At 37.4% G+C, this 11,329-nt stretch carries 13 protein-coding genes; 4 read left to right on the top strand and 9 right to left on the bottom strand.

Features of this window, described 5'->3' with window-relative positions; all coding sequences use genetic code 11:
- Positions 1–49: 49 nt before the first annotated feature.
- Positions 50–655 (top strand): TetR/AcrR family transcriptional regulator, encoded by a 606-nt coding sequence (locus B7E05_RS06835; RefSeq protein WP_080873501.1) that lies wholly within the window; start codon positions 50–52, stop codon positions 653–655.
- Between the two features lie 180 nt (positions 656–835).
- Here the strand turns inward: B7E05_RS06835 and B7E05_RS06830 are convergent, their stop codons facing one another.
- Positions 836–1,753: a DNA-3-methyladenine glycosylase family protein gene (locus B7E05_RS06830; RefSeq protein ID WP_080873500.1), complete on the bottom strand. Its 918-nt coding sequence runs from the start codon at positions 1,751–1,753 to the stop codon at positions 836–838.
- A 464-nt stretch (positions 1,754–2,217) separates the two neighbouring features.
- A complete protein-coding gene (locus B7E05_RS06825; protein WP_080873499.1) occupies positions 2,218–4,125 on the bottom strand; it encodes a heavy metal translocating P-type ATPase in 1,908 nt (635 codons plus the stop codon).
- A 220-nt stretch (positions 4,126–4,345) separates the two neighbouring features.
- On the opposite strand from B7E05_RS06825, the gene B7E05_RS06820 reads away from it, so the two are divergent.
- A complete protein-coding gene (locus tag B7E05_RS06820) occupies positions 4,346–4,537 on the top strand; it encodes a DUF6366 family protein (protein ID WP_080873498.1) in 192 nt (63 codons plus the stop codon).
- A gap of 130 nt (positions 4,538–4,667) precedes the next feature.
- On the opposite strand, the gene B7E05_RS06815 is transcribed toward B7E05_RS06820, so the two are convergent.
- The 7 genes from B7E05_RS06815 to B7E05_RS06785 form a co-directional block, all read right to left on the bottom strand.
- Positions 4,668–5,216 (bottom strand): DUF2812 domain-containing protein, encoded by a 549-nt coding sequence (locus tag B7E05_RS06815; protein WP_080873497.1) that lies wholly within the window; start codon positions 5,214–5,216, stop codon positions 4,668–4,670.
- On the bottom strand, positions 5,216–5,542 hold the full coding sequence (locus B7E05_RS06810; RefSeq protein ID WP_080873496.1) for a PadR family transcriptional regulator: 327 nt from the start codon (positions 5,540–5,542) through the stop codon (positions 5,216–5,218). The genes B7E05_RS06815 and B7E05_RS06810 overlap by 1 nt, the downstream gene beginning before the upstream one ends.
- Before the next feature lie 191 nt (positions 5,543–5,733).
- On the bottom strand, positions 5,734–6,384 hold the full coding sequence (locus B7E05_RS06805; RefSeq protein WP_080873495.1) for a hypothetical protein: 651 nt from the start codon (positions 6,382–6,384) through the stop codon (positions 5,734–5,736).
- Between the two features lie 258 nt (positions 6,385–6,642).
- Positions 6,643–7,359, bottom strand: a complete 717-nt coding sequence (locus tag B7E05_RS06800) for a ferredoxin--NADP reductase (RefSeq protein WP_080873494.1) — start codon at positions 7,357–7,359, stop codon at positions 6,643–6,645.
- Positions 7,360–7,509: 150 nt separating this feature from the next.
- The gene (locus B7E05_RS06795; RefSeq protein WP_080873493.1) at positions 7,510–8,454 is read right to left on the bottom strand and encodes an LCP family protein; all 945 of its coding nucleotides are present in this window, start codon (positions 8,452–8,454) and stop codon (positions 7,510–7,512) included.
- 24 nt (positions 8,455–8,478) lie between these two features.
- Positions 8,479–9,108: a DUF1232 domain-containing protein gene (locus B7E05_RS06790; protein WP_080873492.1), complete on the bottom strand. Its 630-nt coding sequence runs from the start codon at positions 9,106–9,108 to the stop codon at positions 8,479–8,481.
- 234 nt (positions 9,109–9,342) lie between these two features.
- A complete protein-coding gene (locus tag B7E05_RS06785; RefSeq protein ID WP_080873491.1) occupies positions 9,343–9,804 on the bottom strand; it encodes a GNAT family N-acetyltransferase in 462 nt (153 codons plus the stop codon).
- Between the two features lie 179 nt (positions 9,805–9,983).
- On the opposite strand from B7E05_RS06785, the gene B7E05_RS06780 reads away from it, so the two are divergent.
- Entirely contained in the window at positions 9,984–10,517 is a 534-nt protein-coding gene (locus B7E05_RS06780) for a cupin domain-containing protein (RefSeq protein ID WP_080873490.1), read from the top strand.
- A gap of 336 nt (positions 10,518–10,853) precedes the next feature.
- Positions 10,854–11,318 carry a hypothetical protein gene (locus B7E05_RS06775; RefSeq protein WP_080873489.1) on the top strand — a complete coding sequence of 155 codons (465 nt, stop codon included), beginning with the start codon at positions 10,854–10,856 and terminating at the stop codon, positions 11,316–11,318.
- Positions 11,319–11,329: the final 11 nt, after the last annotated feature.

Here is an 11,329-nt window from a genome sequence, read left to right as displayed (position 1 = left end):
AGACAATGAACAATTACAGTATATCTGTTGAAAAAAGGAGGTTCTTTTCATGGGGGTCAAAGAACAGACAAAAACAAATTTGAAAGAAGCATTCTGGTCTATTTATAAGGAAAAACCGATTAATAAAATATCTATTAAAGAAATTACGGATACAGCAGGATATAACAGAGGTACCTTCTATAATTATTATAATGACGTCTACGATATTCTAAATGAAATTAAACAGGGGCTTGTTCCTTCTGAAGAGCTGCTCTCTTCGATTCTACAGAGTTTTCAAGATAATGACTTGCATAATCTGAAAGCAGAAAGAGAACAAGCCCGTTACGAATTAGAAAAATCCCAAGATCGAGACATGAACGAAAAAATCATGGTACTGCTCGGCCCAAATGGCGACCCGGATTTTCTATACGAATATAAAAAAATGGCCCGGGAAAAGATACTGAATCAAGTCAAAGATTTAGATGAAAAAAATCAAATTAAACTGGAATATATTATTGAATTTTTAATTTCCGGAATGATTCACACCTGGTTGCTTTGGAGTGAGAATAATGAAGATATGCCTGAGGACGAACTGGATAAAATGTTTAACGAAATAGCTGAAATTGGTTTTGAAAAGGTACTGGTTGATATATTTAATGGGGATAAGGAAAATTAAAATGGGCCTTTCTTTTTTTGGAATTCGGATGAAGGGATAATACTATCCCCACATTTTTAACGTATGTAAAAGAATAAGAAAGCTGATTTTCGCATCAAGAACAATGAGAAGATCGGCTTTTCTTAAAATGGTCTGTATCTAATTGTAACGGGAAGCCATCTCTATAAAGTAAAACTTCAATCAGTATAGTAAACGCCATAAATAGAAAGTAGCATAGGCTTCCCAATTCTCCCATTCAGAAGCTAATTCTCTGATTTCCTCTTTGGTCGGTTTTCTTTCCATTCCATTCGCTAACTTCATTGCATTCATCAGCCCCACATCATCCATTGGAAAAGCAGTTGGGTATCGAAGGCATCGCATACATACATAATTAGCTGTCCAAGGACCAATGCCTCTGATACGGATTAATTCTTTTTCAGCTTGCTTAAAATCATCAAAATCCAGCATTTGTTCTTTCGATAAATGACCATTTTTCATTCGTTTTGCAACATCGATAATATATTCCTTTTTCTTGCTCGTCATTTTTATATCTGCCATATCTGCAGTGCTTAATTCCGCAATTTTATCAAATGAAGGGAAAACCCAATATTTTTTACCCTCATAATTAAAAGACTCTCCAAACTTTTCTACAAACTGACGTTTTAATGTATAAGCAAATTTCAGGTTAATTTGTTGACCCAAGATGCCCCAGCATAAAGCTTCAAATAAATCATTTAAACCCATATTACGCAGTCCATAAAATTTTTCAATAGGCTGTTTTAACAATGGATCTTGCAAGCCCATTTCGTAAAAAGGAATAATATCATTATCAAGGTCAAACCATTCACAAATGTAATGGACTATTGCTTCTTTGGATTCTAATAATTCGGGTTTTGTATTCGCTAAAAATTCAACATCTAAAAAGTCATTATCGGCTGCACTGATACGTACTAATGTGCGAATGTGATTTATTTCAATAACACGAGTAATTTTATCATCTTCTATTTCATACATACACTCATTTGGTTCTCTTTGTAAATAACCCAAGTTCACCTTAAAATCAAATGCTTCAGGTGCCTTTATTACAATATGATTTTTCTTGTCTTCCCATGTTCTCACTTTTTCCTAAACTCCCCTCTTATTCGCTTCTTCCGCTGCAAGAAGCGTTCTTTTCATCTCTATACTGCCGCGAAATCCAGCCAGATCCCCAATTTTTGAAACCACTTTTCTGCAAGGAATATTTTTTATCTCCTTCCACGCCGGCGCTTGAAAAGATATCCCTTTTAATCAAAAGGAATATCAAATGCTTTCCTTACCTAAATTCTACACGAATGAACAGTAATAAAAACATCTTACAAGTTAAAAAGCAAGATATAAAAACAATTGATAGATTGATTTTTATGATTAATGATATGAACAGGTATCTATTATCCGGAAATAATCGAAAAAATGTAGAAAAATAGGACTTGTTTTTCGATTATTTCAAATGTCAAGTTGCTTCCCATAAACAAATAATTATCATATATAAAACAAAGGTTACGACTCTTGGTAATCGTAACCTTCTCACAAAAGACTCAAATCACTTAACTCGCTCTCAACACCCTAAGCCCATTAAGAATAACAAGAATCGTACTGCCTTCATGACCAACCACGCCAAGTGGCATATTGATAATCTGCAGAAAATTGCTGGCAATCAGAATACCGATAACCGCCAGGGAAAAGATAATATTTTGCTTCACAATAGCATTCATTTTTTTAGAAACACGAATGGCATGAACCATTTTTGCTAAATTATTTTTCATTAGTACAACATTTGCCGTATCTAAAGCAATATCACTTCCTGCCCCCATCGCCACACCAATATTTGCAGTTGCCAAAGCTGGTGCATCATTAACACCGTCTCCAATCATTGCTGCCTGCCGGTCTTGCTGGCGCAGGCGTTTTAAGTAATTTACCTTATCTTCTGGCAGACAATTCGCGTGAAATTCATCTATCCCAGCTTCCTTTGCGATATTTTCAGCTGTAGCTTGGTTATCTCCTGTTAACATAACCGTTCGCAGCCCCAGGCTTTGAAGGTTCCGAATAGCTTCTACAGCATCCTGCCGCAGTGTATCCTTCAATAAAAAGGCAGCAATAACTCTGGTATCTTTTTTCACAAAGATATTTGTTGTTGCTTTTTCCTGTGCATTAAAAGCATCAAGCAGCTGCTCTGCATCCTGTTTCCCTGCCATATCTGCATTACCAATCATCCAGGTGATATCATCTGCTTGTGCAGACAGTCCCTTCCCATTGTGATGCTCTACCGTTACAGCCACATTCGATTGTTCTCCCCGTTTTGGCGCCGCCCATTTCTGCATAGCAAGAGCCAGTGGATGAATCGACTCACTTTCTACAGCATAAATGATATTTGCCACATATTCTATATCTTGGCCGGGGGCAATATAATAATCAATCACTTCCGGCTCACCCTTCGTCAGCGTTCCAGTTTTATCAAAAGCAATCGCATCTAATTTCGCCAAAGCTTCTACATACACCCCGCCTTTAAATAGTATTCCTTGGCGTGCCCCATTGGAAATAGCCGATAAAGTGGCCGGCATAATCGAAGCAACTAACGCACACGGGGAAGCAACAACCAATAAAATCATGGCGCGATAAATCGTATCTGTCCAGGTCCATCCAAACAAAAAATGTGGCAAAAACATCATGACAGCGACGGTAATCAAAACGATATTAACATACATTCCTTCAAATTTTTCTATAAACTGCTGCGAAGGCGAACGCTCTTCATGTGCATTTTGAACCAATCCGATAATTTTTTGGAACATGGTCTCTGTCGGCAGCGTATTTATTTCAATCTGCAGACTGCCGCCGAGATTAACCGTTCCGGCAAAAACATCATCACTTACTGTCTTCGTAATAGGGATAGACTCCCCAGATAACGCACTTTCGTCCACTGTCGTATCCCCTTTGGAAATAATGCCGTCTGCCGGGATTCGCTCTCCTGATTTAACAGCAATATAATTACCGGGCTTTAATTGATTAATATTGACCACTTCCCCATTTAGCAAAGTGGCCGTTTCCGGCTGCAGTTTCATTAGACTTTGCAGTTCATTCTTGTTCTTATTTTCCGTGTAGCTTTCCAATGCACCGGATAAGGAAAAGATAAAAATTAAAATAGCTCCTTCCGCCCAGTAACCGATAGAGGCTGCTCCAATAGCAGCAATAATCATCAACAGCTCTACATTTAATTTTTTGGTTTGATAGGTTTCCGTAATCCCTTCCTTCGCTTTGGCAAAACCGCCGATTAAAAAAGCAGCGATTAGTAACGTAATCCATAAAGCATGGCTAATATGCCCGGATACTATCCAGGCAATCAAAATAAGTATTCCGCTTACCGCTGCGGCAATGATTTCTCCATGTATTTTGAGGTAAGATAAAATAGAACCATAGCCATTTGTCTTTATTTTTGTCCTCTCTGCTATTTCCGGCATGTTCTTCTCCTCCTTAGAAGTCGGTATAAGTACTGATATCGATTCTCATTTTCAATTAATTAAAATTAATATCAATTTATAATTATTATAAATAGTATACCATACTTTTCTTTGGATGGTTTGTAGAAATGGTGACAAATTGTATTCAGAATATGCTATATTCATAGCTAAGAGATTCCTTTTCATATGTACCGTAGATATGATGAAAGGCGGGTTAGTTATGAGTAAAGACAAAGAAACTCCGGAAGAAAAAAGAGAAAGGCTAAGACAAGAAGAATTAAAAAATCCATCAAGCAGTGTGCATGGTGGAGGCCTCCCTGATTTAGTCGGCGGTTTAGGTTGGAAAGGTACGGGTATTTTAATTCTTCTCCTTATCATAGGTATGATTATTGTATTGCTATTTGTAAAGTAGCAATCTAGTTATCCAATATAAAAAGCGCCTGAGATAAACAATCTCAGGCGCTTTTTATATTGGTTGATCAGTTGTACGGTCAATCATATGGCTATACAGTGACTGACAGGAATTAACATTAAACCTTATCTTATTCTCTGAATTGCCGTTCTTCTTCCAGCACTTTTTTTCTGCTATTTACTTGGTTCAGCCCATATAAGAACAAGCATGAAAAAAGTACCAATAAGACAACTGCGATGGTTGGCCCACTATTCGAACCAGAATAAACTATCATGAAGGTAATTAAAGAAAATAAAACAATTGCAATGAAAATGAGTCCAGTCAAAAGCCTTTGGGACATCCTCTTTAAATGTACAATCTTTGAATCCAAATCAGAAAAAAGATTAAATGGCCCCTTATCTGATTTTTTTCGAAAATAAATCCAGTTAGAAAATTCTCCTATTTTCTCCGCTCCAGTTTCCTCAATAAAATCAATATACTCTTCGCGTTCTTTTTTTGCTAATTTCGGATCAAGTAATTCTAATCTGTATATATATTCATTAGGTGTGCTTTCCTTAAAAGTATATTGGGGTACGTTGACTTTGGTTAACTCCCAGCCATCTGCAGCCATTTCATTTAGCCATTTTTCTTCTTCTGCAAATTTCCAAACGGTGAAAATTTTTCTAACTTTTTTCTCCATTATTTCTCCCTCCCCACTTCAACTATTTTCTTACCGTTGTTAATAAGCTCTTGCAGCCTTAATAATTCCAGCTCTACCATTTGCTTTCCTTGGGGAGTAATAAGATATTCTTTTTTACGGCTGTTAACGTTTTTGGGTAATTCCTTAATCCACTGCTTTTTTAACAGATTATTTAATGCTCCGTATAGCGTACCAGCTGCAAGAATTACTCTTCCTTCTGACATTTTTTCTACTTTCTGCATAATGCCGTAACCATGCAATGGCTCGTAAAGTGAAAGCAACGTATAATAAACCGCTTCTGTTAGCGCAACTTGTTCATTTTGCATCTTATTATCCTCTCTTTATATCTTATGACGTTATATCGTTCGACGATATAAATAATATATCATCTCCCGATATACCTGTCAACGATATATTAAAAATCCTATTTTACAATGTTTATCATTGCAACAACCAACCTTTATAAAATAGGCTTTTCATTCAAATCATATGTTTATAATCTAACAAACTTATTCGATTACTCCCCGGCTCGTTTCGACGCTTTATCACCTAAATCCCGGTAAAACCGCTCCTTACGGGAAAGAGAACGTCCACGCCCTCGCCGTTCTCTTACTCTTCTCATTTGACCCTGAATATACATCACAATCGGTATAACACCAAGAGCATATCTTCCATAACGGGCTACTTCAAAATCAGGCAATACGGCGTCGACCACTATTGGAAAGACAGTAAATACCAGACCAATCATTAAAATGAAAATCATTTCCGCATGAAACTTGCGGCTGATGCGCGTAACTTTCCACCCCATCGCCAAGATGAACGAAAGAACATATACAGCCGCCAGACAAAATCCAGCGTACAGCATGGTGAAAAACACCGCTTCCCTCGCATTATCGCCAATCAGGAAATTGATCGGTTCTCCTTGATATAAAATACCTTCTTCACTGCCGTTAAATGTGAAGAATACAATCACCATGAAACCAACCATAAAAAACATGAAAAAAGTAAGTGCTAAAACAACGATACGCCAAAGAATCAAGAAAACCCTGCGGATAATGCGGAAAATAAGACCAGATCCGGGTATTTTACTAAAAAGATAAATGATTATAAAAAGACCAACAATACCTCCAACTACAAATAATGTAGAAATGATTTCATCTGTAACCATAAGCTGCTCCTTTTGTGACCTCCGTGCAGAGGAATTATTGTTATTATCATATACAGACTCTGATTTGTCTGGCAATAGGTTTTTCTGACCAAAATACTAGTGTCTATCGCCTTCTTCCATTAAAAAAAGATACCAATCCGTTTAAGAACTGGTATCTTTTTCAATTCAGATAATCGTATTTTCCTTTTATTTATTGTTTATAGACTAATATATACAAATGGACGGGATAACTGCCTATTCCAATAGACAGCTTGCTGCTTAATATCCTGCAAATTCTTCAGAACGGATATTATCTTCATTTACACCGGCATCTACAAGCATTTCCTGCATTGCTTTAACCATACCGCCGGGACCTGATAAATAATAGATTGGTTTATTAATATCTGACACATACCGTTTAAGCATATCTGCATCAATATGACCGGTTTCGCCGCTCCATTCCTTTTCGTCTGCTCTTGTCATCACAGGAACAAACGTAAAATGAGGGTTTCTTTTTTCCATATCTTCCAGATCAGATAAAAACGGTGCGTCATCCGGTGTCTTATTGGAATACAGCAATGTAAGGTCATGATCCGTTTGCTGATTTGTAGCCTCCGCAATCATGCTTCGAATTGGCGTAATACCGATACCGCCAATCAGAAATACAGCTGGCGTTGATTCCGTTTTATGCAGGGTAAAGCTTCCGTTCGCCCCATCAAATTCAACCTCGCTGCCTTCTGGTAAGTTTTTCAGCTCCCGTTTAAATGCGGAATCTCTCAGTCGAGTCGCTGTAACCAGTTCATTTTCACTCGGCGCATAAACCAGTGATAATGCTCTTCGGGTTCCTTCCTCATCTGTCTCTTCTGGATCAATCAATTTAATATGCGTAAGCTGGCCTGCTCTAAATTCAAATCCTTCTGGCATTTCCCAATGAAAAGCCATTGTATCATTTGCTACAAGTTCTTTTTTCTTTAATTTAATGGTATTGTTTGCCATTTTGATTCGCTCCTTTGCATAGAGTCGTTTTCTTACTCAGATACATACTGATTGTAAGCTATTATTTTGATATATAGTATATCTTCCCCTTTTTTTCTGTTTGCAAACAAAAATGGCAAATGAAAATGCACAAACTGTGATCCAGCCTATTTATTCGGAATCAGATGATAAAAAGTCTTGCAGTACTTGTTTATTTTGTTCTAAATCAATTTCCAACACAGCACCAGCTTCTGTCCGGACATTTTGAAAGGAATTATCTACTGGAATGCTTAATGTTTCTATAGGATGCTCACTGCCAGCAATTAGTCCTTTGCCAATAGATAGAATGGTTTTATTATCTATATTTGTATCGATGTATGGATCCGCAATACCCAATAATTTCGGCAATTTCATAAGACTATGAATACTCACTGCTTCATCTTTTAATTTGGCGATTGCTTCTTGCTGCCGCTGTACTCTTCCGTGGTCGCCATCCTCATCTTTCCGGAATCGCACATACCCAAGCAGCTCTTCCCCATTTAATACTTGTTTCCCTGGTTCAAGTGTCACGCCAATATCTTCAGACATTTGATGTGGTATATCTACTTCAATCCCGTTGGGAGCAACAATGTCTGTAATTTTTGAAAAACCTTCGAAATCAACTACCGCGTAATAATGTAAGTCGATATCAAAATTTTGCTTTAGTGTTTGTCTAAGCAGCTCCGGACCATCAAATGCAAAAGCAGCATTTATCTTTTGCATGCCGTGTCCGGGAATCTCTACATATGTATCACGCATAATGGAAGCAAGTTTTATATCATGGGTATCCTGATTATAATGCGCAATCATAATCGTATCCGACAGGCCGTTTTCATCCCCTCGCGTATCACTGCCAATCATTAAAACATTGATTTCTCCAAACTGTGGTTCTGAACCTTCAAATGGAATAAAGGTTGTACCATCATCCTTGTATTGTCCTTCTTCAGCTTCTGATAAACCCTGATAATATTGCGTCACCGCATAAACACCTGCTGCGATGATGCATACGATAATAAATAACAGAACACGGGGGATCCATCTTCGCTTTGCAGTTTTTCTTCTTTCACGTCTTTTCATATTGAATGCTCCTTACATGTTCCTCTAATTGGAAAGTTTTTTCAAAGCAATTTGTACGGCAATAGCGTCATCCATATATCCAATAGGGAAAATATAATCCGGGATCACATCTACCGGTGTAATAAAGTACAATAATGTACCTCCCATGACAGCTAAAGTAAAGGGCTCTCTCTTATATTGTGCAAATTGTGTATAAAAATCCTTTAGTTGACTAATAAAAGGCCCCTTGCTCCCTACCTCATCTACTTTTTTCTTAAATTGATTGTGAATCGTTTGGTTTCCTTCTTCTGTTTGGGCTTGTTGTTCATACCTGTCCAATTGCTGTTGAACAGCATCCATACTTAAATTATCTTGATAAAGATCGGCTGCTTTTAGTGTTTGCTGAATCTCTTTCATGGATGTATGAATATCCGAAAGGTCCTGAGATGCTTCGGAGTGAACAGAATGACCAGCTGCATGCATCAGTTCTGCGAGCGGTATATCCAAACAAGAAGCAAATTTCTTTAAGTGTTGAATATTCGCTTCTCGCTTCCCATTGATAATTCGTGAAATAGTTGCCTTATCAATCCCCGTCTGCTCACTGCATTTTCTTATCGAAATAGCACGAGCATGTAATAACGCTTTCAACCTGTTACCTAAATGATTCGTGGACATATGTATTATCCTCTCATTTATCAAGATATTTGATGATTGCCCCTTTGAACCAAGGTTGTTATCAAAGAAAGCTTCCATTGCTAAGACCATTGGCTGCATCATATAAAATACTATCAACCAAGCAGGTTAATAATAATCTATTACATAATATATCCGAGTGTTGACACAATGTCAACACTCGGATATATAACAATCCTTATGATTACAGAATAACGTTTGTTTTTTACAACATCGTTACGTTTCCGTTTTAAAAATCAATTTCATCCCTTCATGACTTGCAGAAAATCCTAACCTTTCGTAAAAGCGATGAGCATCATGACGCTGTTTGTCGGTTGTCAATTGCACGAGACCGCATTTTTCAGCTTTCACGATAGCAATAGCTTCTTGAAACAAAGCTTCTCCTATCTTTTTCCCACGATAATTTTTATCAACCCGGACTCCTTCAATCTGCGCACGCTTCATTCCTAATCTTGCCAATCCAGGTATAATGGTCAATTGAATACAACCGATGATATCTTCTTCATGCAGAGCTAAGATAATCTGGTTACCAACCTGCACTTCTATGGCCTCAAAAGCTTGGTAGTATTCCTCTGGCAATGGATCCTCATATCGTTCGCGCCTGAAACCTAATTCATCGTCAGCTAATAAACGAACAATTGCAGGAACATCTTCTTTCTGCGCCTTTCGAAAATGCATCATTTTTTCCCCTTTCTTGCAGCCATTTCACTATTTTAATGTGTCACGCTTATCTCTCTTCCCTACCATATTACTATATATTATAGAAGAAATTATTTCACATTCACATCATTTCCAATGTTTTATTTCTCCAGTGCAGGGAACAAAGCAACAAAAGCTTTTAGTGAAGGGAGATAATCATGAAACAACCGGAAGATATCCAAATTAAATTCTTACATTTCAAAGATGATGGTGCTATCCCAAATAATCCGTCTTATCCGCTCCTTCTATATAAAGACGTGATTACTTCAGGAGACGATGCTAAAGCTGTTCTAACCGAAAACAACTGGCTGGGTGCGTGGCGCGGAAGTGTTGCTCCTTTTCACCATTACCACAGTAATTCCCATGAAGTGCTTATTGTAGTTAGTGGATCAGCTCAACTCCATCTTGGCGGAGAACAGGGAAATCAAGTGCAAGCAGAACAAGGAGATACAGTCATACTCCCCGCAGGAGTCGGCCATAAACTGCTAGACGGAAGTACCGATTTTGCTGTAATCGGCGCCTATCCAAATGGAAAACGTTATGATTTTTGTTATGGAAAGGCGGAAGAGCGCCCTGCAAATGTAACGAATATCAAAAATGTTCCCTTACCAGATACCGATCCGTTGTTTGGGAAGAACGGTCCGCTTTTTTCATATTGGAGGAATGATAAAAGCGGAGGTGCCAAAGTCTAACGAAAAACAATTTATCATGTACAAGGAAACCTTTTGATAAGTTTGATCACAAGGTTTCCTTTTTTTACGAACAAATACCACATTTCTAATGTTCTTCGTTAACATTCTATAAGTGCGCATGGTTTCTATTCATTAGTACTTCAATTATTCCATTTATCGCTTTATATCAGTTTTTTCTTTTCTATTTTTCTTTTAAACGTAAGTCAACGCTTCTCTTTATAGATTAATGGACGTCTTGACAAAAGAACCCCTGCATGATAAATTTTGAATAGTTAATCAAAAATATTATCGATTAATCAAATTATATTTTATTTAATCAAAAAGGAGTTTCTCATCATGGATCATCAAGCAGATGAATTTCATCATCTCCCGCGTTGGTTTCAACGTATCGTCCCATTTATAAGTATGATTTTAGCTATACTTGCATTTTCCTATGTTATTTATCTATACAACCTGGAATCACTAGCATTTGTGCAATGGGTTCGTTTCATTATTTTTGTCATTATAGGTGTGACGATGATTCTTTCCGCCATTTTTTATATTTTTAATGCAGCATTGTCCTGGAAATGGCTCATTGGAGCTTTAGGATTGCTTCCTATCTTGCTTCTATTGCAATTGATTATATTTCTGATGACGATTTTAAGGACGGTTATTGGCTCTCTCTTTCAAGGAAGTCTTCCGGAGCCGGTTCAAATGTTTATTGAAAATTATCCGAGCAAATTTGACGTTGTTATTTTATCGGTGCTTTTCGTTGTCGTAGTGCTGTGGATGATAAATAAGCTGCGAAAGAACAAGGGGTAAAAGATAAGGAG

It is taken from the genome of Oceanobacillus timonensis (assembly GCF_900166635.1).
Taxonomy (GTDB): Bacteria; Bacillota; Bacilli; order Bacillales; family Amphibacillaceae; genus Oceanobacillus; species Oceanobacillus timonensis.
This window is presented reverse-complemented; position numbering and strand designations above follow the sequence as displayed.

Bases quoted from the DNA above. Each gene is read 5' to 3' on its own strand.
- B7E05_RS06790 (WP_080873492.1), bottom strand. From the start codon at position 9,108: ATGTCCACGAATCATTTAGGTAACAGGTTGAAAGCGTTATTACATGCT.
- B7E05_RS06810 (WP_080873496.1), bottom strand. From the start codon at position 5,542: ATGCAAAATGAACAAGTTGCGCTAACAGAAGCGGTTTATTATACGTTG.
- B7E05_RS06785 (WP_080873491.1), bottom strand. From the start codon at position 9,804: ATGCATTTTCGAAAGGCGCAGAAAGAAGATGTTCCTGCAATTGTTCGT.
- B7E05_RS06795 (WP_080873493.1), bottom strand. From the start codon at position 8,454: ATGAAAAGACGTGAAAGAAGAAAAACTGCAAAGCGAAGATGGATCCCC.
- B7E05_RS06805 (WP_080873495.1), bottom strand. From the start codon at position 6,384: ATGGTTACAGATGAAATCATTTCTACATTATTTGTAGTTGGAGGTATT.
- B7E05_RS06835 (WP_080873501.1), top strand. From the start codon at position 50: ATGGGGGTCAAAGAACAGACAAAAACAAATTTGAAAGAAGCATTCTGG.
- B7E05_RS06820 (WP_080873498.1), top strand. From the start codon at position 4,346: ATGAGTAAAGACAAAGAAACTCCGGAAGAAAAAAGAGAAAGGCTAAGA.
- B7E05_RS06775 (WP_080873489.1), top strand. From the start codon at position 10,854: ATGGATCATCAAGCAGATGAATTTCATCATCTCCCGCGTTGGTTTCAA.
- B7E05_RS06815 (WP_080873497.1), bottom strand. From the start codon at position 5,216: ATGGAGAAAAAAGTTAGAAAAATTTTCACCGTTTGGAAATTTGCAGAA.
- B7E05_RS06780 (WP_080873490.1), top strand. From the start codon at position 9,984: ATGAAACAACCGGAAGATATCCAAATTAAATTCTTACATTTCAAAGAT.
- B7E05_RS06800 (WP_080873494.1), bottom strand. From the start codon at position 7,359: ATGGCAAACAATACCATTAAATTAAAGAAAAAAGAACTTGTAGCAAAT.
- B7E05_RS06825 (WP_080873499.1), bottom strand. From the start codon at position 4,125: ATGCCGGAAATAGCAGAGAGGACAAAAATAAAGACAAATGGCTATGGT.